18 protein-coding genes are annotated in these 20,227 nt (G+C 67.8%); 1 reads left to right on the top strand and 17 read right to left on the bottom strand.

Annotation, left to right across the window (positions count from 1 at the left end; all coding sequences use genetic code 11):
• Position 1: 1 nt before the first annotated feature.
• The 11 genes from MJ643_RS04760 to MJ643_RS04710 all read right to left on the bottom strand — a co-directional run bounded on the left by MJ643_RS04760 (position 2) and on the right by MJ643_RS04710 (position 12,464).
• Entirely contained in the window at positions 2 to 709 is a 708-nt protein-coding gene (locus tag MJ643_RS04760) for a MotA/TolQ/ExbB proton channel family protein (protein ID WP_247726656.1), read from the bottom strand.
• Positions 710 to 725: 16 nt separating this feature from the next.
• Positions 726 to 1,538, bottom strand: a complete 813-nt coding sequence (locus tag MJ643_RS04755) for an energy transducer TonB (RefSeq protein ID WP_247726655.1) — start codon at positions 1,536 to 1,538, stop codon at positions 726 to 728.
• Between the two features lie 30 nt (positions 1,539 to 1,568).
• Positions 1,569 to 2,132, bottom strand: coding sequence for an FMN reductase (gene msuE, locus MJ643_RS04750; RefSeq protein WP_247726654.1), 564 nt, complete (start codon positions 2,130 to 2,132; stop codon positions 1,569 to 1,571).
• A 385-nt stretch (positions 2,133 to 2,517) separates the two neighbouring features.
• Positions 2,518 to 3,312, bottom strand: a complete 795-nt coding sequence (locus MJ643_RS04745; RefSeq protein ID WP_247726653.1) for an ABC transporter ATP-binding protein — start codon at positions 3,310 to 3,312, stop codon at positions 2,518 to 2,520.
• Between the two features lie 9 nt (positions 3,313 to 3,321).
• Positions 3,322 to 4,092, bottom strand: coding sequence for an ABC transporter permease (locus MJ643_RS04740; RefSeq protein ID WP_247726652.1), 771 nt, complete (start codon positions 4,090 to 4,092; stop codon positions 3,322 to 3,324).
• Positions 4,089 to 4,862: an ABC transporter permease gene (locus MJ643_RS04735; RefSeq protein WP_247726651.1), complete on the bottom strand. Its 774-nt coding sequence runs from the start codon at positions 4,860 to 4,862 to the stop codon at positions 4,089 to 4,091. Before MJ643_RS04735 ends, MJ643_RS04740 begins: the two co-directional genes overlap by 4 nt.
• Positions 4,863 to 5,040: 178 nt before the next feature.
• A complete protein-coding gene (locus MJ643_RS04730; protein WP_172441202.1) occupies positions 5,041 to 6,096 on the bottom strand; it encodes an ABC transporter substrate-binding protein in 1,056 nt (351 codons plus the stop codon).
• A 62-nt stretch (positions 6,097 to 6,158) separates the two neighbouring features.
• Positions 6,159 to 7,211 carry an ABC transporter substrate-binding protein gene (locus tag MJ643_RS04725; protein ID WP_247726650.1) on the bottom strand — a complete coding sequence of 351 codons (1,053 nt, stop codon included), beginning with the start codon at positions 7,209 to 7,211 and terminating at the stop codon, positions 6,159 to 6,161.
• Between the two features lie 243 nt (positions 7,212 to 7,454).
• The gene (locus tag MJ643_RS04720; RefSeq protein ID WP_247726649.1) at positions 7,455 to 9,320 is read right to left on the bottom strand and encodes an ABC transporter ATP-binding protein; all 1,866 of its coding nucleotides are present in this window, start codon (positions 9,318 to 9,320) and stop codon (positions 7,455 to 7,457) included.
• Entirely contained in the window at positions 9,313 to 11,094 is a 1,782-nt protein-coding gene (locus tag MJ643_RS04715; protein ID WP_247726648.1) for an ABC transporter ATP-binding protein, read from the bottom strand. The genes MJ643_RS04720 and MJ643_RS04715 overlap by 8 nt, the downstream gene beginning before the upstream one ends.
• Positions 11,095 to 11,303: 209 nt before the next feature.
• Positions 11,304 to 12,464 (bottom strand): LLM class flavin-dependent oxidoreductase, encoded by a 1,161-nt coding sequence (locus MJ643_RS04710; protein WP_247726647.1) that lies wholly within the window; start codon positions 12,462 to 12,464, stop codon positions 11,304 to 11,306.
• Between the two features lie 346 nt (positions 12,465 to 12,810).
• Here MJ643_RS04710 and MJ643_RS04705 point away from each other — a divergent pair, with 346 nt between their 5' ends.
• On the top strand, positions 12,811 to 13,548 hold the full coding sequence (locus MJ643_RS04705; RefSeq protein ID WP_172441197.1) for a class II aldolase/adducin family protein: 738 nt from the start codon (positions 12,811 to 12,813) through the stop codon (positions 13,546 to 13,548).
• Between the two features lie 190 nt (positions 13,549 to 13,738).
• Here MJ643_RS04705 and MJ643_RS04700 read toward each other — a convergent pair whose 3' ends face one another.
• The 6 genes from MJ643_RS04700 to MJ643_RS04675 all read right to left on the bottom strand — a co-directional run bounded on the left by MJ643_RS04700 (position 13,739) and on the right by MJ643_RS04675 (position 20,187).
• Positions 13,739 to 15,502: an ABC transporter ATP-binding protein gene (locus MJ643_RS04700; protein WP_247726646.1), complete on the bottom strand. Its 1,764-nt coding sequence runs from the start codon at positions 15,500 to 15,502 to the stop codon at positions 13,739 to 13,741.
• Between the two features lie 66 nt (positions 15,503 to 15,568).
• A complete protein-coding gene (locus tag MJ643_RS04695) occupies positions 15,569 to 16,168 on the bottom strand; it encodes a nitroreductase family protein (protein WP_247726645.1) in 600 nt (199 codons plus the stop codon).
• A gap of 202 nt (positions 16,169 to 16,370) precedes the next feature.
• The gene (locus MJ643_RS04690; protein WP_247726644.1) at positions 16,371 to 17,501 is read right to left on the bottom strand and encodes an LLM class flavin-dependent oxidoreductase; all 1,131 of its coding nucleotides are present in this window, start codon (positions 17,499 to 17,501) and stop codon (positions 16,371 to 16,373) included.
• Positions 17,502 to 17,518: 17 nt separating this feature from the next.
• Positions 17,519 to 18,580 carry an LLM class flavin-dependent oxidoreductase gene (locus MJ643_RS04685; RefSeq protein WP_247726643.1) on the bottom strand — a complete coding sequence of 354 codons (1,062 nt, stop codon included), beginning with the start codon at positions 18,578 to 18,580 and terminating at the stop codon, positions 17,519 to 17,521.
• Positions 18,581 to 18,927: 347 nt separating this feature from the next.
• Positions 18,928 to 19,107: an integrase core domain-containing protein gene (locus MJ643_RS04680; protein ID WP_247726642.1), complete on the bottom strand. Its 180-nt coding sequence runs from the start codon at positions 19,105 to 19,107 to the stop codon at positions 18,928 to 18,930.
• A gap of 18 nt (positions 19,108 to 19,125) precedes the next feature.
• On the bottom strand, positions 19,126 to 20,187 hold the full coding sequence (locus tag MJ643_RS04675) for an IS110 family transposase (RefSeq protein ID WP_247726641.1): 1,062 nt from the start codon (positions 20,185 to 20,187) through the stop codon (positions 19,126 to 19,128).
• Between the last annotated feature and the right edge of the window lie 40 nt (positions 20,188 to 20,227).

Here is a 20,227-nt window from a genome sequence, read left to right as displayed (position 1 = left end):
GTCAGGAGGCCTCCTTCACAGTGGTCGCGGCGCGCGCCGGGATGGGATTGACGATCAGCTTGAAGGCGCTCTTCTGCGCCAGGCTGTAGAAGTCGTGGGCGAAGTCGTCGAGGTCGGCGGCGTTGAGTTTCAGGCGGCGGAGGAAGTAGTTGTAGACCAGCACCGCCGGCACGGCGACGGCGATGCCGACGCCGGTGGCGACCAGCGCGGCGCCAATGGGCCCGGCCACGGTTTCCAGGCTAGCCGAACCGGCCGCGCTGATGCCCTTGAGGGCTTCCATGATGCCCCACACGGTGCCGAACAGGCCGATGAAGGGCGAAGTGGAGCCAATGGAAGCGAGCACCGCCAGGCCGGATTCGAGGGAGCGCCGCTCACGCTGGATCTGCTGGCGCAGGGCGCGCTCCAGACGGTCCTGGTGGTTGATCGTCTGGCTAAGGTCGCCAGGCTGGCCGCCCTGCACCAGGATGGCGGCAAAGCCGGCCTGGGCCACGTGGGCGGCGGCGCCGGGATGCTGCTGCAACTGCTCGGCGGCGCTGTCCAGGCTGGTGGCGCTCCAGAAGCGCTTCTGGAACTGGCGGTCGCGGCGTTTCAGGCGGGCGAATTGGATGCCCTTGACCAGGGCCAGGCCCCAGGTGATGACGGAGAAGCCGATGAGCAGCCAGATGACCAGATGCTCGATGGAGGCGAAGGGGTTGGTTAGCAGGTCCATGGTGGGATTCCTCTGATCAGTTCAAATTGAAATCGATGGGTACGCTGACCCAGCCGTCGCGGGCTACCTCGCCCTGCTTGGCCGGTACGAAGGTCCAGCGCTTGACCGCGCTTACCGCGGCTTGGTCGAGTAGCTCTCGGCCGCTGCTCCGCTGCACTTGGATCTCGCTCGGCAGGCCGCTGGCCAGCACATGCACCCGCAGCAGCACGGTGCCTTCCCAGCCGCGCCGCTGGGCCAGCGAGGGGTACTCGGGGGCAGGGTTGCGCAGGTAGCCGGCGTTAGCCGACGGTGGCGTCACTGGTGCCGGTGGGGCCGCCGGCGCGGGTGGCGCTTCGGCCTTCGGCGGTGCGGGCGGCGGCTCCACCGGCTTGGCCACGGGTTTCGGCGCGGGCTTGGGCTTGGGCGGTTGCGTTTTCGGCTTGGGTTTCAGCACCGGCTTGGGCGGCGGTTTCACCGCCAGCTCCTCCACCACCGGCGGTGGCGGCTCGACCACCGGAGGCGGCGGTTCCGGTAGCGGAGGCTTGACCACCGGCGGCGCGGGCGCGGTGAATTCGATGGTCATGGGCGGGGTTTGCGGTGGCACTTCCGGCAGCGGCGGTGCGGGCTTCTGGCTCAGCCAATGCAACACGGCGCCGTGCAGCAGCAGGACGAAGGCGCCCAGCAGCCAGGTCTCGCGGCGGCTGAGCACGCGAGTGGCGTCGGGGCTGCGGAAGACCACGCGGCCCAGTGCTTGGCGTGCCGGTATGCCGAGGCCGCGGACCTCGGCCGGCCGAAGCGCTCCTGGCCAGGGTGATTCAGCAAAGGATGGGGCTTGGATGGCGTTGTTCATCGCCTGGCAACTCCTGTCGACAGCAAGGGATCAGGCGATCTTCCGGGCCGGGGCCGGTAAGACCCCGAAGATCGGTGCGGTACGCTCGGCGGCCAGTGCGATGCGGGCCTTCAGCGCGCCGCTGCTGATCTGGTAGTCGTTGAAGTCGGCCTCCGAGGCGTAGACGCCGATGGGCAGGGTCAGGGCCTGGAAGAAGTTGAACAGCGGTCGCAGCTGGTGATCCAGCACCAGGGCGTGGCGCTCGCTGCCGCCGGTGGCGGCCAGCAGCACCGGGGTATCGACCAGCGCGTTGTGTTCGACCAGGTCGAACAGGTGCTTGAACTGGCCGGGATAGCTGCCGCGGTACACCGGTGTGGCTACCACCAGCAGGTCGGCCGACTCTATGGCCCGCAGCTCCTGCTCGATGTGCCCGGGCAGCTCCTTGCGCGTCAGCGCGCCACCCAGGGAGCGGGCAATATCGGCCAGATCGATGAGGTAGCTGTGGATGGGCAGGTGCCGGGCCAGCTCGGCGACCAGGGCCTGGGTCAGTGCCCGCGTGCGGGAGGGGCGGAAGGTGCTGCCGGTGACGGCGACCAGGTTGATGGGATTGCTCATGATGGGTCCTGAGGTTGCTACGCAAGGTCATTCAGGCTTGAGCAAGACCCGTACCAAGGCCGCGGACCCAGTAAATACGGGGCTTTCAGGGAATCACGGGTGTCTTTTTAGCAGCAGCTGCTGCTGGATCGCTGCTGAAAGGGCAGCAGTCCTGCGTCGCACGACAGGCCGTTCGCCGGTTTCGTTGTGCGTCGACGGAACCCCGGAAGTGGCCTCCGAGTGGTGGTGGCGACGTGGGGGCATGGCCTTGGCGCGTGACTTATATCGGGGGGTGTCGAAAGTGGGGGCGTGGCCGGACTATCGCTGCCCCGCAGGCGCGGGGCGCGGCGACGGCAAGGGCCACAATTGGAACAACATGCCGGGGGGCTTCGCTGAAGGGCGCTGCTCAGCTCCCGATCAGCTCTTCCAGCAGTTCATCCTTCAACTGCTGCAGGCGCGGGGAGTTGCGCTCGCGCGGATGCGGCAGGTCAACCCTCACTTCATGACGGATGCGACCCGGGCGGGGGTCCATGACGATGACCCGGTCACTGAGGAAGAGCGCCTCCTCGACATCGTGGGTCACCATGATCATGGTACTGCGCTGCTGCACCCAGATGCTCTGGAGCTCGCGCTGCAGGTGCAGGCGGGTCAGTGCGTCGAGGGCGCCGAAGGGTTCGTCCAGCAGCAGCACCTTGGGCCGCGTGATCAGCGCCCGGGCGATCGCCGCGCGCTGGGCCATGCCACCGGAAAGCTGGTGCGGGTAGGCCTGCTCGAAGCCGGTCAGGCCCACCAGCGCCAGGTGCTGGGCGATCAGCGCCGCCTTTTCCCGCTTGTCCTGGCGCTGATTCTTCAAGGCCAGGGCGATGTTCTGCTCGACGGTCTTCCAGGGGAAGAGGCGATGGTCCTGGAACACGATGCCGCGCTCCAGGCTGGTGCCGGAGATCGGCACACCGTCGAGCAGGATCTGTCCCTCGTATTCGCTTTCGAGTCCGACGACCAGGCGCAGCAGTGAGGATTTGCCGCAGCCGCTGGCGCCGACGATGCTGACGAACTCGCCGGGCAGCACGCCGAGGTTGATCCGCTCCAGCACGGGCAGCGGCCTGCCATCGATCCGGTAGGACTTGCTCAGGCCACGGATTTCCAGCGTGCCGGGTTGAGTCAGGCCGGTGTCGAGCAGTTGGGGGGCAAGTATGGCGGTCATCGGGATCACCTATCGGAGGTTGCGCCAGCGCAGCAGGTAGCGGCTTGCGCGGGAAAAAAGCTGGTTCATGGCGTAGCCGAGCAGGCCGATGGCCAGGACACCGATCACCACGACCTCCATGCGTGCGCCGGTTTCGGCGTTCATCATCAGGTTGCCCAGGCCCATGCCGGTGGAGAGGAACAGCTCGCAGCCGACCGAACTGACCCAGGCGAAGGCCAAGGCGTGCAGCACGCCGTTGGCGATGCTCGGTGAGGCCGCGGGCAGCAGCACGTGGAGGAAACGCTGGGTGCGGTTCAGTCCGAGTACCAGGCCGACCTCTTGGTGGCGCTTCTCCACGTGGCTGAAGCCCTCGAAGGTGTTGAGCGCCATGGGGTAGAAGGCAGCCAGCGAGACGATCAGCACCTTGGAGAACTCGCCGCTGCCGAACCACAGCGCGAGCAGCGGGATCAGGCCGAGGATCGGTATCTGGCGCAGGGTATGGTAGAGCGGCGCGAGCAGGCGCTCGGCGATGCGCGACAGGGCCATCAGCGCGCCGACGGCGAAACCAGCAAGCACGCCGTAGAGCAACCCCGCACAGGTGCGCTGCAGGCTGGCGAGCACGCTCAGCCAGAGTTCGCCGCTGTCGAGCAGTTCGAGCAGGCCGGCGCCGATCCTGCCGAGCGGCACGAAGGCGTACGCGTGGCTGGCGCTTTGCCGCGAGGCGAACTCCCAGGCGGCGACCAGCAGCAGCGGCAGCACCAGGCCGCGCAATGGACGGAACAAGCGGGTGACGTCATTCATGGGCGGGGTTTCCAGCGGAACAGGCGTTTTTCCAGGAGGCGCAAACCATGGTCGAGGGTGAAGCCGACCAGGCCGGTGACCACCACGCCGACCATCACGATGTCGATGCGCAGCATCTGCCGGCTCAGCTCGATCATCTGGCCGAGGCCCGTGTCGGCGGCCAGCAGTTCGGCGGCCACCAGCACCATCCACGAGCGGCTGAGGCTGATGCGCAGGCCGGTGAGGATCGGCGGTGCGGCGGCGGGGAAGGCCACGTCCCTGAACAGGCTCGGCAGTGGCAGGCGATAGACGTCGGCCACCTCGAAATAGCTGCGCGGGATGCCCTTGACTCCCTCGCAGGCGGCCAGCGCCACCGGGAAGAAGGCGGCTTTGGTGACGATCAGGACCTTGAAGGTCTCCTCGACGCCGAAGAACAGGATGAACATCGGGATCAGGGCGATCGACGGAATCTGCCGCAGGGTGTGGAACAGCGGCGCGCAGTAGGCCTCGACCGTCCTGGACAGGGCCATCGCGGTGCCGAACAGCAGGCCGCCGGTGGCACCGAGGACGAAGCTGATGGCCAGGCGCGACAGGCTGCCGCGCAGGTGCTCAAGGAGTTCGCCGCTGCCCAGCAGCTCGACGAAGGCCTGGTAGACGTGCTGCGGCGGCACCAGCAACTGGGTTGGGTACCAGCCGGCATTGGCCACCAGCGCCCAGGTGGCGAGCAGGGCCAGCGGCGAGGCGAACCAGCTCAGGCGATTCAGGGACAGCGCGGAAAAGGAAAGCGACATGTTCGACCTTCGACGGGATGACGACAGCCCGGCCGCGAAGGCCGGGACAGGGCTGAAGCAGCAAGCATGCCAGCCCCCTGGTGGCCCGGCGGCGGGCGTTTCGCGAGGCACCGGGAGGACGGTTGCTGATTGTCAGCCAGCGCTTGCTGAGGGACTGCTGCTGGTGCAGCAGTGCGCCTCAGATCGCCAGCTTTACCTTGCCCAGCACGGCTTCCAGCGGGCGTGGATCGATCCAGTCGCGGACGTCGAAGCTGCGCGGGATGAAGCCGTGGCGTTCGAGAAAGTCGGACAGATCCTGCAGCGCGACCAGGGATTTTTCCTCGAGCTTGGTGAACAGCCGCTGATGGGCATCCTCGCCATAGGCGGCCGCCACCCAGTACTCGCTGGTGTTCAGCTCGCGGGCGAGGAAGCGCCGGGTATCCTCGGGATGGGTCCAGGCCCATTGCTCGGCACGCAGCACAGTCTCGACGATCAACACGGCGGCATCGAAGTGCTCGTCCAGAAGGTGCTGGTCGACGGTCAGCGTGCGTGGCGTGCCGATGTTGCTGCGAATCAGCGGGTCGGGGTGCGAGCCGGTGTCGACCACCACGTGCAGGCCGAACTCGTCGGCGAGCTGGATGCCATGCGCGCCCTTGAGGAAGATCGCGTCGATGTCGCCGCGCAGCAGGCCGATCAGTTCGTTGTTGCGCCGGCGCACGCGGTTGCCTTTGAGCGCCACCTGGGCGCCGAAGACATGGCGCACCGGCTCGTCGCTGTAGGTGCCGCCGTAGGGGTAGTCCACCAGTTCGATCTCGGAGATGCCCAGGCCCTCCAGCCGCAAGGCGTTCTCGAGCCCGCGCAGAGCCTGGGCGCGACTGAAGTCGATCTGCACATTGGCCCACTTCGGCAGGCCGAAGCGGCGGTTGCGCAGGTCGCGGATGGTCTTCACTCCGCTTTCCGGTGAGCTGACGATCAGCTGCACTTCGTCGCTCCAGGACAGGCCGAGCGCGCGGGTGTCCTGGCCGCTGGCGCGGGCCCAGATGGCGGGGATGTTGCCGCCGTGGCGTACGGAGTTGCGCAGGTGGTGATCGAAATGGGCCTCGCGGATCTCGCGGTCGGAGGACTCGCGCAGGGCCTGGATATTGGTGCCGTAGGGGCGGAAGGCCTCGGCCAGGCGGCCGGATTCTACGGCAATGCCGAGTCCGGTGGGGACCGGGCTGTGGGTGTACCAGAGGGTGTCGAGGCGGACGCTCATAGAAACTCGTGAACCTGTGAAGGACGAAAATCCCCTCCCGTGTGCGCGGGAGGGGAACGAACTCAACCCGCCAGTGCGGTACGGCTGCGCAGGGCTTCCAGCGGGCGCGGGTCGATCCAGTCGCACACGGAGAAGGTCTGCGGGATGAAGTTCCAGCGCTGCAGGAAGTCGGTGAAGTCCTGCAGGGCGACAATGGAGGGCTCTTCGAGCTCGGTGCGCAGGCGCTGGTGGGCGTCCTCGCCGTAAGCCTGGGTGACCCAGTATTCGCTGCTGTTGGTCTCGCGGGCCAGGTAGCGGCGGGTGTCGTCGGGGTGCGTCCAGGCCCACTGCTCAGCGCGGACCACCGACTCGAGGATGCCCACCGCGGCGTCGAAGTGTCGGTCGAGCAGGTTGAGGTCGACGCTCAGGGTGCGCGGTGTGCCGTTGTTGGCCCGCACCAGCGGCTCCGGGTGCGAGCCGGTGTCAATCACCGTGTGCAGGCCGAACTGCTGGGCCAGTTGGGCGGCGCTGGCGCCCTTGAGGAAGATCGCGTCCACCTCGCCGCGCAGCAGTCCTACCAGCTCGGCGTTCTGCCCGCCGCTGCGGCGGCCGCCGAAGGTGGAGATGCCGTTGACCAGTTGCGCCGCTTCGTCACTGAAGGTGCCGCCGCGCAGGTAGTCGACCAGCTCGACGTCCTTGACCTCAAGGCCTTCGAGCCGCAACGCGTTCTCCAGGCCGCGGATGGCCTGCGCGCGGGTGAAGTCGATCTGTGCGTTGGCCCAGTGCGGCAGGCCGAACCTGCGGCCTTTGAGATCCTTGACGGTCTTGATGCCGCTGTCCGGGGTGGTGAGGATCAGCTGCACCTCGTCGGCCCAGGACAGGCCGATGACCCGCGTTTCGCGGCCGCTGGCGCGGGCCCAGATGGCCGGGATGTTGCCGCCGTGGCGCACCGAGTTCTGCAGTGTATGGTCGAAGTGCGATTCGCGTACCGCCTGGTTGTCAGATTCGCGCAGCGACTTGATGCGCGTGCCCTGGCCAGCCAGGGTTTCTTCCAGCCAGCCTTTCTGCACGGCGATGCCGAGCCCGGTCGGGACGGGACAGCGGGTGTACCAAAGCGTATCGAGTGGTTGACTCATGAAGCTCGTCTCCAAATTGAGCGATGGCCACGACGGCCGGATGAACGATGGGGATGGCGCTCTGGCCGGGTCGTTCCTGACCCGCAGAGCGCTGTCTGGGTTGAGTGCAACCCCTGTGCCAGGCCCTTGCCGGCGGGCGCGGGGCCCCGTCCGCCGGGGCTCGCGGGGCGTTCCCGGAGCACGCGCGGGTGCCGCCTGCTGCTCTGGCAGCAGCCGACAAGCACTCCTGCCGCGATTGCCCGTTCAGGCCGGGACATCGGCGCCGGCCCCGGCCTGACGTTCGCCTCCAGCACTCTGCCGGTAGGTCCGGTAGAGGGCGGCGTAGGTGCCCTGGCGCTCCAGCAGGCCGGCGTGGTCGCCGTGCTCCACCAGCCTGCCGTCGAGGATCACGGCGATACGGTCGGCGTCGCGAATGGTCGCCAGGCGGTGGGCGATGATGATCGCCGTGCGTCCCTCGCAGAGCCGTCGGAGCGCGCGCTGGATGCGCCGCTCGGTGTGGATGTCGACCGCCGAGGTGGCTTCGTCGAGGACCAGCACCGCCGGGTCAGCCAGGTAGGCGCGGACCAGGCAGACCAGTTGGCGCTGGCCGTGGCTGAGGTGTGCACCGAGCGGGCCGACTTCGGTGTGGTAGGTGTGCGGCAGGCGTTCGAGCACCTCGTCGGCGCCCAGCTCGCGGGCCGCGGCGATCAGCGTGGCGTCGTCGGCCTCGGGGGCGGCGAGGCGCAGGTTGTCGAGGATGCTGCCGGAGAACAGCACGTTGTCCTGCAGCACTACGCCGACGCTGCGCCGCAGCTGGTGCTGGGCCAGCTCGCGGACGTCGATGCCGTCGATCAGTACCGCGCCCCGCTGCGCTTCGTAGAAACGCGTCAGCAGTTGCACCAGGGTGCTCTTGCCATGCCCGGACGGGCCGACGATGGCCAGTACCTGGCCGGCGGGGATGTGCAGGTCGAGGTCCTCGATCACCGGACGTGCGGCGGCCGGGTCGTAGGCGAACCGCACCTGGCGGAACTGCACGTCGCCGCGGGCCCGTGGCAGGGCGAGCGGCTGCGTGGCGTCGACGATCTCCGGGCGGGTGTCGAGTAGCAGGAAGATCCGCTGCGCCGAGGCCGAGCCCGTGGCGTAACGCTCCAGCAGGTCGGACAGCTCCTGCAGCGGGCCGAGGAACAGCATCACGTAGAACAGGCTTTCGGCGACCTGGCCGACCGTCACGCTGCCGTCGGCGATGCCGTGCGCGCCGACCAGCAATAGCACGCCCATGCCCAGCGCGGAGAGCACTCCGGTGAACGGCGCGAACCAGCCGGATCGCAGGTTGCCGCTGATCAGCGACCAGTTGAAGTCCTCGAGCAGGCGCCGGTAGCGCACGCGGTTGGGCTCCTCCTGCACGCACTGCTGGATCATCCGCGCGCCGGCCACGGTCTCCACCAGGTGCGCGGTGAAGCGGCTGCGGTTCTCGGCGACCTTGGCCCAGTTGCGCTGCGAGATGCGCTTGAAGCTCCAGGTGGCGAAGAACAGCAGTGGCACGGTGCCGGCCAGGCTGAAGAAGAATAGCGGCGAGATCAGCCAGAGCATCACCGCGGCGACCACGCAGCGCAGCAGCGCGCCGAGCAGTTCCGGCGGGCCCTGGATCAGCAGCGATTCGAGGCTGTCGACGTCGCGGTCGGCGCGGGAAATGATCCGCCCGGCCTTGGTCCGGTCGAAGTAGCCGATGCTCAGCGCCTGCACGTGGGCGAACACGCGGATGCGCAGCTCGTTGAGCACGCGGATCGCCGCGCTACCGGCGATGTACTGGGACACCCCGGCGAGCAGGAAGCGCGCCGCCCAGGTGGCCGCCAGGCCGAGACCGAGCCAGACCAGTAAACGCTCGTCGAGCAGCCAGGCGCCGTCCTGCTCGATCAGCCCGTGGTCGAGCAGCTCGCGGACGAACCAGGGGCGCAGGAACACCGCGAACACTAGCACCAGCTCGAGGACGATCACCGCGAGGATGCGCTGGCGCACCGGGCCGAGCAGCGGCAGCAGGCGGCGGAACATGCTGCGGTCGAGGGCCTTCTTGGCGAGCATCTCCTCGATTTCGATGTCACTCAGCGCCTTGCCAGGCAATGGATTAGCCATGGTCGACTCCCAGCAGGTCGCGGTAGGTGGCGTTGCGCGCGACCAGTTCGGCGTGCCGGCCGCTGTCGCTGATGCGCCCGTGTTCGAGGAGCAGCACGCGGTCGGCGAGCAGGATGGTGGACAGCTTGCTGGAGATCACCAGCAGCGTGGTGGCGCGCCCGCGCGTCTCGCGCAGGGCGCGGATGTTGTCGAGCACGGCGCGTTCGCTGAGCGCGTCGAGGGCGCTGGTGGCGTCGTCTAGGCACAGCAGGTCGGGGCGGGCGAGCAGTGCCCTGGCCAGGTTGATGCGCTGGCGCTGGCCACCGGAGAGCGTCACGCCGCGGTCGCCGAGAGCCGTGTCGAGGCCGCGCGGCAGGCGTTCCAGCACGTCCTCGGCGGCGGCCATCTGCAGCGCCCAGAGCAGCTCCTCGTCGCTGGCGCCGGGGGCGGCGAGGCGCAGGTTGGTGGCCAGGGTGTCGGAGAACAGGAAGCTTTCCTGCGGCACTACCTGCACGCGGCGGCGCAGGGCGTCGAGCTGGAGGTCGCGCACATCGCGCCAGGCGTCCTGCGCCGAGCCCACCTCCACCTGCCCGGCCTGGACATCGGCCAGGCGTGGCAGCAGGCTGGCCAGCAGACTCTTGCCGGCGCCGGTACCGCCGACCAGGGCGACCACCTCGCCGGGTTCGATGCGCAGCGAGCAGTCATCGAGGATGTGCCGTCCGCCGCCGGGCGCCTGCACGCTGACCGCGTCGAGGCGCAGGCCGAGTGCGCCATCCGGCAGTTCGGCCTGGCCGCTGACGATCGCCGGGCGAGCGTCGAGCAGTTGCCAGATGCGCTCGGCGGAGGAGCGCGCGTCGGCGAACACCTGCATGACCCGGCCGACGCCCTCGATGCGGAATACCAGGGTGGTGGCGATCAGCAGCGCGCTGACCAGTTCGCCGATGCCGAGCTGGCCGTCGCGCACCAGGGTCGCGCCGAAGGCGAGAATCCACACGTGGCCGAGCGCGACCACCACCTGCGGCAGCGGAATCCGCGTGCTGGCGAAAGCCAGGGCGAGGCGCGCCTGCTCGGCGAAGAAGCCGACCTGGCTGGCGAAACGCTCGATGCGGCTGGCTTCCAGGGCGAACGACTTGATCACCCGCACGCCGCCGATGCCTTCGCTGAGGTCCTGATTGACCCGGTCGTAGGCGGCGCCGACCTCGCGGTCGAGCACCACCAGGCGGCCGGTCTGGCGCACGAAGATCCACAGCCCGACCCCGGTGAGCAGCAGCGGCACCAGGCCGAGCAGCGGGTGATACCAGGTCAGCAGGCCGACGGTGGCGAGCACCACCAGCGGGGTTTCCACCACCTGGCGCCAGAAGCTGATCAGCGCGTCGCGCAGCTTGTCGGCGTCGCGCGTGGTGCGGGTGATCATCTCGCCCATGCCGTGCTGCCAGTGGTAACCGAGGTGCAGACCCTGCACCTGCTGGAGGATGCGTTCACGCAGGCGGGTCAGCAGCGACTGGCTGAGCACCAGTGACAGCACGCCGGCGGCGTACTGCAGCACGCCGCGGCCGAGCGCGACCGCCAGCAGCAGCCACAGCCAGTGCCAGGCGACGCTGGAATCCAGGCTGCCGTCGGCCTGGCGGACCACCGCCAGGCCAGCGTTGACGTCGTTCAGGGCATGGCCGACCAGCCATTGCTGCAGCGCCAGGCCGGCGTTGCCGGCGATGAACAGCAGGGCGGTGAGGAGGAAGCGCCAGGGCATCTCGCGATAGATCGCCAGGCTGCGCAGCAGGGGGTAGTCCTTGATCATTCGGGCTCCGGGCGGAAGGGCCATGGCCCGTGATGTGTCTGTAGGAGCGAGCTCTGCTCGCGAAGCTTTGTGCATAGCCATTCGCGAGTAGAGGGCTCGGCGCCCCCCTCGCTCCTACAGGTATGAGGCAGCCCTGCAACACATAACGGGAACGTAGCCGGAAAAAAGCCCCGCGCTGGGCGGGGCTTCGGGGTAGGTGGAAAGGGCGGTCAGACCACCGCTTTCAGCTCCTCGCTGGCCTTGGCCGGCTGGCACGCGTGTACCAACGGCAGCACTTCCTGGCCGATGCGCAGGGCCTCTTCCAGATGCGGGTTGGCGGCCAGGATGAAGGTCGAGAAACCGGCGTCGCGGTATTCGGCGAGACGCTCGGCGACGTTCTGGTGGCTGCCGACCAGGCCGATGGTCGGCCCCGGCTTGGCCTTGCCGAAGCCGGCGAACAGGTTGGGGCCGATGATCAGGTCGTCGAAGCGGTCGGTGTTCTGGTGGTAGGCGGTCTGCCGCGCCGCGCCGACTGAGTCGGAGCCGGTGGCGAAGTGCTTGATGAAGGCACTGGTCTTCGCGTCGATGCGATCGTACTGGCGGCGCAGCTCGCTCCACGCGGCTTCCTCGGTCTCGCGGGCGAACAGGTCGATGCGGATGCCGAAGCGCACCTCGCGGCCCTGCTTGGCGGCCAGCTCGCGGACCCGCTCGATGTGCGGCTTGAGCTTGTCGACCGGCTCCGCCCAGTTCAGGTAAACGTCGGCGTGCTTGGCGGCGACGTCCAGCGCCGGGTCGGAGAAGCCGGAGAAGTACACCCCCGGCTTGCGCTCGTTGCGCAGGCCGAGCGGCAGCGAACCGTTCTCCAACTGGTAGATCTCTCCCTGGTAGCTGAACTGCTCGTTCGCCCACAGGCCCTGGATGATGTCGAGGAATTCGCCGGTGCGCTGGTAGCGCTTGTCGTGCTCGAGGAAGTCGCCGTTGGCGCGCTGACTGGCCGGGTTGCCGCCGGTGATGATGTTCCACTCCAGGCGGCCGCGGCTGAGGTTCTGCAGGATCGCCGCCTGCTGTGCGGCGTAGGCGGGAAGGGTCCAGGTGGCCTGGAAGGCGATCAGGAACTTGATCCGCCGCGTCTCGCGGGCCAGCGCCGCGGCGGCGATCCACGGCTCGGGGCCGGTCGGCAGCAGCGCGCCTTCGAAGCCAGCCAGCTCGGCGGCCTTGGCCACCTGGGCGACGTAGTCGATGTAGGTGAAGCCGTCCGGCTCGCCATTCGGCAAACGGCCGGGGGCGATGTTGCCCGGACGATGCTGGGCGGCACCACGGTTGTTCTTGTCCGCGGCGAGCTGCGGACCATCGCTGCCCAGCGGCAGACGCCAGAAGAATTCGGTGCTCATGAGCGACTCCAGAAAATGCACGTGACGGGGCTGGCCACGCCAGGCGCGACCCATGCCCAGGGCGGGTGCAACGCCTATGCCAAGGGCTCGGAGCCCCGCGCGGCGGGCCTTGCGCGGTGTGTTGCAGCGGCATTGCGTGCCCAGCAACAGTCGAGCAGCAGTGGCTGCTGACGCGGCAGCAGGAATCGCCGGTGCGAGGCACTGCCGCCGGTTCGCTTGCTCGGTTGTTTCGAATAAAGGCAGATAAATCAATGGTTTGTGGTGATGGCACAGGAACTGCTGAGGGTCCTGCAGCGCCGAGGGCCGCCCCCTCGGTTTCGTCCATTCCTCAACAGGGATATTTGCCATGACCGTGACTACCCTCGACGCCCAGCAGAGCGCCTTCGTCGACCAGGCCAAGCGCGATTTCGCCAAGGCCTTCCGCGTGCTCAAAGACACCCACACGCTGACCGCCACCAACACCTTCCAGGCTTACCTGCGGGTACCGGATAGCGAGCTGGTGGTGGCCCTGCACGGACCCAGCCCGTGGGCCGACGATGAAACCATCCGCGCGGTGGTGGCCAGCTACGACGGCGTGGTGGCCCTCGACGAGAGCATCGACGACAATTCGCCGCTCAGCGGCAGCAAGGCCGGCGGCAACGGCAAGCGCTACGCGGCGATCTTCCAGCAGCGCCCGGAAGTCAACGTGGTGATCCACGTACACACCCCGTACCTCGGCGGCTGGGCCAGTGCGCACCGCGTGCTGCCGATCCGCTACGCCGCCTCGCAACGGGTGACCCTGGCGCGCGAGCTGCCGATCTACATCGACCGTCGCCAGCCGGAAGCCGACTACATCGTCGAGCAGATCCAGGCCAACCCGCACACCCCGGCGATCCTCGAGGCCAACGGCGGCGCGACCTTCTGGGGCACCGGCCTGATCCAGGCTTCCAAGCTGATCCTGCTGATCGAGGAGGGCGCCTACTTCCAGGGCCTGGCCGAGAGCTTCGGCGGCTCCAAGGAGTTCGGCCCCGGCGTGCTCGAGCAGCAGTGGAAGATGACCGGCCTGTGGCCGCAGGGGCAGAAGCTGCTCGAAGCAGTGGCCTGATTCTTCGCTGATGAAAAAGCCCTCGCCAGAGGGCTTTTTTGTGCGTTCGCAGAATGTGCCGCTCCCCACTTGTAGGAGCGGCCCATAGCCGCGAACTGGACGCCACGATCGATATCGCGGCCATGGGCCGCTCCTACAAAGGCGGCGCAGTCGTAGGGTGGAAAACCGCGAAGCGTTTTCCACCAGGCCTTCAATCCACCGCAATCAACTTGCCCTGCGTCTGCAACGAGAACAGGTGCGCATAGAACCCCGCCTCGCGCTGCAGCAGTTCGCCGTGGCGACCCTGTTCGAGCACCTCGCCGTTGCTCATCACCAGGATCAGGTCGGCGCTCATCACCGTGCTCAGGCGGTGGGCGATGATCACCGAGGTGCGGCCGCTGACCAACTGTTCCAGGCCCTTTTGCACCAAGTGTTCGGATTCCGAATCCAGCGCGCTGGTGGCCTCGTCAAGAACGATCAGCTGCGGGTCCTTGAGGATCGCCCGGGCGATGGCGACGCGCTGTTTCTCGCCGCCGGAGAGCTTGATGCCGCGCTCGCCGACCAAGGTGTCGTAACCGGCCTCCATGCGCAGGATGAAGCTTTCCGCGTGGGCGGCACGGGCGGCGGCGCGCACCTCGGCGTGGCTGGCGCCGGGGCGGGCGAAGGCGATGTTCTCGCCGATGCTGTCGTTGAACAGAGCGACGTCCTGCAGCACCACGCCCATCACCGCGCGCACGCTGCGCTGGCGGTAGTCGTGCAGGTCGCGGCCGTTGATCAGGATGCGCCCCTGACTCGGGTCGTAGAAACGCATCAGCAGCTTGACGATGGTGCTCTTGCCGCTGCCGCTGCTACCGACCAGCGCCAGGGTGCGGCCGGCCTCCAGGTGGAAAGACACCCGGCGCAGCGCGTAGTCCTCCTTGCCCGGGTAGCGGAAGCTGACGTCCTCGAAGGTGATGCTGTCGAGCCGCTCCAGGGGCACCGCGTCGGCGCGGTCGGCGTGCTCGGACTCGACGTCGAGCAGCTCGACCAGGCGCTCGGCGGTGCTCTCGATCTCGCCGGCCTGGTTCAGCTGGCGGGCGATGGGCGTGATGCTGTTGACCAGGTTCTGCGTCAGGGTCAGCACCAGGAGGATGTCACCGGCGGTGAAGCGGCCCTGCAGGGCGCCCTGCACGGTGAGGGTGACGGCGGCGAACACGCCGAAGGTGTTGAGCACGTTGAGCGCCTGCTCGGAGCGCCACTCGGTCTTGTGCAGGTTGCCGCGCACCACCATCCACTCGGCCTGGGTGTCATCGTAGCGTTGCTTGACCGCCGGCTCGCCGCCGAAGCTGCGCACCGTGGAGATGTTGCCGATCATCTCGGCGAGCAGCCCGGTCATGCGCCCGGCCAGCGCCTGCCAGCCGCGCCGGTAGGGGCGCGTCCAGCCGACGGTGCACCAGGAGATCCAGAAGTTCAGCAGCAGCACGCCGGCCATGATCACCCCCACCAGCGGCGCTTTGAACAGCAGCACGGCGAGGATGAACAGCATCTGCAGGATATTGGCCAGGGTGCCCTCGGTGAGCGACGACAGCCACATGGTGATGGTGGTGATGTTGCCGAAGCGGTCCATGATCTCGCCGACGCGGGTCTTCTCGAAGTAGTCGATGGACTTCTGCGTCATGTTGTCGAACACCCGCTGGCGGAAGGTGCTCACGGTGTGCAGCCAGAGGTCGTCGGCCTGCTTGTTCTGCAGCGCGCCGAAGATCACCACGCCGAGGCGCAGGGCAAAGAACAGCACGAGCAGCAGGGTCACGCTGGCGGTAGCCTGCTGCTGGCTGACCTGGCCGGCGAGCAACTGGGCGATGGCGTCGACGATGCCCTTGTACAGGTAGGGCGTGGCTGTCCCGATGAAGCCGAGGATGGTGCCGACGGCGATCACGCCGACCACGCGGCCGCGGTATTCGGGAATCAGTTGGATGGTGCGCCAGAGGTTTCTCATCGAGGTCCTTGTTGGCGGGGAAAACGAATCCGCCCGGCGAACCGGGCGGACGTGGTGGATGACGGCTCAGGCCTCGTCGAAGGCGAAGCGGCCCTCGGCGACCAGTCGCGACAGCGGGTGGCGCTGGTTGGGCAGTTCGCGCTCGCGCAGGTCGTCGGCCAGCGACTCCGGCGCGGCGCGGCGGCCGATGGCGATGGCCACCTCGACCTGGTAGCCGTCCGGCACGCCCAGCTCGACGCGCGCACGCTCGCGGTCGAAGCCGCCGATCGCGTGGCTGCTCCAGCCGCTGTGCAGCGCCTGCAGGGCCAGGCTGGCCCAGGCCGCGCCGCTGTCCAGCGAGTGGCTGCGCAGCGGCGTGACTTCGCTGGCGCCGGGGCGCCGATGGCTGGTGCGCGACACCAGCACCACCAGCGCCGAGGCGTTGGCCGCCCAGCGCTGGTTGCCCTCGTTGATCAGGCCGAACAGCACCGGCCAGCTCGGCGCATCCTTGCGCGCATAGATGAAGCGCCAGGGCTGCGCGTTGTTGGCCGACGGCGCCCAGCGCGCGGCTTCGAACAGGGCGAACAGCTCGTCGTCGCGGATCGCTTCGCCGGTGAAGGCGCGCGGCGACCAGCGTTCGAGGAATTGCGGGTGGATGGCGTAGGTGGCTTGGCGGGGAGTGCTCATGGCGGTGTGCTCGCGAAAGAGGTCAGCGGATGGTGCCAGCGGAGGAGCACAAAGCATTCCAACTCACGGCCGCTGTAGAGCGTTTGTAAGCTATTGAAATTTAATGATTTAAATTGACGCTCTGGGCGTCAGTGGCAAGGCTGCTGCGCGGGCAGCAATCGGTCACCAGCCGACTGTTGCCCGTGCAGCAATGGCGCGTGGATCAGCGCTGGCCGCGCAGCAGCGGCAGGACTTCCTCGCCGACCCGGTAGGCCTCTTCCAGGTGCGGGGTGCTGGCCAGGATGAAGGCGTCGGCGCCGAGCTGGACCAGTTCGTCGAGGCGTTCGGCGACCTGCTGGTAGCTGCCGACGATGCCGTTGGTCTGCCCGCCGCGCAGCAGGTTGAAGCCGGACCAGACGTTGGGCTCGATGATCAGGTCCTCGAAGCGGTTGATGGTCTGCGGCCGGTTGCTGTCCTGGCGGCTGGCACCCACCGAGTCGCCGCCGGCGCGTTGGCCGACGCGCGCCAGTTCCGCCGGCGACAGCCGTTCGAAGCCCTTGCGCACCTCGCGCCAGGCTTCCTCCTCGGTGGCGCGGGCGACGATGTCGACGCGCACCGCGCACTTGATCTTGCGCCCCAGCGCGTCGGTGCGCTCCTTGACCCGGGCGAACTTCTCGCGCAGCTGGGCGAACGGCTCCAGCCAGGTCAGGTAGTACTCGGCGTGTTTCGACGCGGTGGCCAGCGCGGCATCGGACGAGCCGGAGAAATAGATTTCCGGGAACGCCTGCTCGGCCAGCGGCAGCGCCAGGCCGGCGTCCTTGACCTGGTAGTAGCGGCCGTCGTAGCTGAACGGCCCGCCGTTCCACACGCCGCGCAGCACGTCGAGGAACTCGTCGGTGCGGTTGTAGCGCGCGTCGTGGCCGGCGCTGTCGCCCCACCACAGCTGCGCCGGGCCGCCGCCGCCGGTGATCACGTTGAACAGCGCGCGGCCGTTGGTGGCGCGCTGCAGGCTGGCGGTCATGCGCGCCGCGGTGACCGGGTTCAGGAAGCCCGGCTGGAAGGCGATCATGAAGCGGAAGGTGCGCGTCTCGCGGGCCAGGAAGGCGGAGATCGCCCAGGGTTCGTCGGTCATCGGGAAGGACGGGATCAGCCCGCCCTGGAAGCCGGAGATTTCCGCGGCGCGGGCGATCTCGGCGAGGTAGTCGATATAGCTGAAGCCGTCGTCGCGGGTGCTCAGGCCGCTGCCGCTGGGGGCGCCGTTGCCGAAGAACCAGTCGCCGCGAAACGGCTCGCGGTTGCGGTGGGTGCTGGGTTCGCCGTGGGTGGGCAGGCGCCAGAAAACATCGATGGTCATGGGGGAAGTCTCGTCGGTCAGGCGGTATGGGCGGTGGCGCCGCTGAGGCGGGCGCGCAGCAGGGGCAGCAGGTTTTCGCCGACCCGGTAGGCTTCTTCCAGGTGCGGCGTGGCGCCGAGCAGGAAGCTTTCGATGCCGGCGCTGGCGTATTCGGCGAGCGCGTCGGCGACTTCGCCATAGCTGCCGACCAGCGCGCCCTCGACGCCGCCGGGCTGGGCGTTGGCGTAGCGCCACAGGCCGCTGGCGATTGGCGCGGCGATGCCCTGCTGAGCGGCAATTCGCTGGGCGTCGAACAGCGCTTCCTCGGTGCTTTCCCGTGCCAGCACGTCGATGCGCAGGCCGTGCGTCAGCCGGCGGTTGGCGGCGCGGGCCAGGTTGTCCAGCTGGTCGAGCAGTGGCGCCAGTTCGGCCAGCGGGAGTGCGGCGAACAGGTGCACGTCGGCCTGGCGGGCGGACAGTTGCAGCGCTTCGGTGCTGTCGCCGGCCAGGTAGATCGGCGGCACGCGCTGGCCGGACAGCGGGCCCTTGAAGCCGCCGTCGAGCACTTCGAAGAAACGCCCGGCGAAGGTGAACGGCGCCTGGGTGATCACCCTGCGGGCGACGGTGAGGAATTCGTCGATGCGCGGCAGCAGGTCGGCGTCCGCCACGAAGTCGCCCTGGCGGCGGCGCTGGGCGGCATCGGCCGGGCTGGCGAGCTGCCAGGCGAAGCGTCCGCCGCTGAAGCGCTGGTAGCTCACCGCGTTCTTCGCCGCGTACACCGCCGAGCCGCGCGCGGCGTCGAACTCGGTGAGCAGCTTGAGGTGGCGGGTGCTGCGCGCCACGTAGCCGGCGATGATCCACGGCTCGTCGCCGTCCGCCTGGTTGGCGATGTGGATGCCGTCGAAGCCGGTCAGGTCGGCGGCGCGGGCGATCTGCTGCAGGTAGTCGAGGTAGTTGAAACGGCGCCCGCGCGGGTCGCTGACGCCGGGGCCGTAGGCCGGCCGGTCACCGCTCGGGCGTTCGCCGCGCAGCTGGGGCTGCGCATCGGCATAGCGCGCATCGCGGTCGTTGGGGAGTTGCCAGATGAATTCGACGCTCATGGGGAAGTCCTGTGGGAAGGCGGGCGTATGGAAAGCCCGAGCTGAAGGGATAGGAGCAGGGAGCGTGCCAGGCGGTGCCGGGCGCGGTGTGGTGCGGGTTGTGTGGGGGCGAGGGGGAGTGGTGGTGCTGATCGGTCAGCAGGGCTGCTGATGGGGTGCTGGCTGGGGAGCAGTGCGGGTGCCATGTCTGCCGCCACGCTGTGGCGGTGGGTGGGGAGGTGGAGCGTTTCCCCCTACGGTTGGGTGGCCTTTGTAGGAGCGAGCCCTGCTCGCGAAGCTTTTGCGTTGCCGGGGTTCGCGAGCAGAGCTGTAGTGGTCCGGTTTTTCTGGACACCGAGATAGGAGCATCAAGCCGCCTGTGCCTCAAACACCGCAGGCGGCAAATGCTTGATCGCCGAGTGCAGGCGATGATGGTTGTAGTAGATGGCGACGAAACGGATCACATCCGCTGTTGCCTCCTGTTGATCTCGATAGCGTCGCTCTCCGATCCATTCGTGCTTCAGGCTGGCGAAGATCCGCTCCACCACGGCATTGACGCTCCTATGTCAACCGTAGCTCGAGGTATCCGCCAGATCAGCCAGGATCAGCGGGTACAACTCTCTGACGATGTAGCGTTTCAGGCAACGGTGGATCTCCCTGGTAGTTCGCCCTTCTCGCGTACGTCGCTCCACATATGCCTTGGTGCGCAGGTCGCTGCGCATTCGCACCAAGGCGATCGTCCACAGGGCGTTGTTGGCAGAGCGGTCACCGCCTCGATTCAGTCGATGACGTATCGTTTTACCGGATGAAGCTGACAATGGACTTACCCCGCAAAGAGCCGCCAGTGCCGCCTCGTTACGCAACCTCTCGGGATTATCGCCGGACACCGCCAGAAGGGTTGCAGCGGTTTGCGGGCCAATACCGAATCTGCTCCGCAGGCGCTTGGCATGCTGCCGTGTCAGGCGCTCGAGCATGGCATCGAGCGCAGTAACTTCACGATCGAGTAACAGCCAGCGCTTGGCCAACAAACGCAGCGTTGTGCTCAAACTATGCAGAGGGTGGGATTCCCTCTCGCGTAGACGTAAACAGCCGGCAATGCATTCGGCTGGCTTGTTCCGCCAGAGGCGCTCCCGCAACGACTGCGGCGCGCAGATGAGCAAAGCTTTAATCTGATTGATGGCTTGGGTGCGGGCCTTGACTGCGCTACGTCTCGCCACCAGCACCGCGCGCATGGACTCCGCAGCGCCGGACTGAGTCTTGGGGATCGCCGTGGCTTTGCCGGACAATACGGCGCGTGCCGCGCTCTCGGCATCGGTGGGATCGGATTTTCCCTGGGATCGGCGCGCTGCCCGATCAGGACGGTTGATTTCCAACACCTCGACGTCGTGCTTGCGCAGTATACGAGTCAGTCCCGCACCGTATGTGCCAGTACCTTCGACACCGGCGCGCCGAAGTTCTCCGTAGGACATGGCCCAGGCTAATAGGTGCTGGTATCCCTCGGTACTGACGGGGATTACCAGTGTTCCAAGCAATTTTCCGGTTTCGCTCCACACCGCCCCCACATGAGCGTCCAGGTGGGTATCGACGCCAAGTACCACTTCATGGTTATTCGTCGTTAGCGCAGGCATGCGAGATCCTCCTGTGTCGAAGGCACATCGCTACCCCACT

This window comes from Pseudomonas sp. PNPG3, assembly GCF_023093815.1.
In the GTDB taxonomy this organism is placed as follows: Bacteria; Pseudomonadota; Gammaproteobacteria; order Pseudomonadales; family Pseudomonadaceae; genus Aquipseudomonas; species Aquipseudomonas asiatica.
The sequence above is the reverse complement of the archived record's forward strand: the minus strand, read 5'-3'. Positions and strand labels throughout refer to the sequence as shown.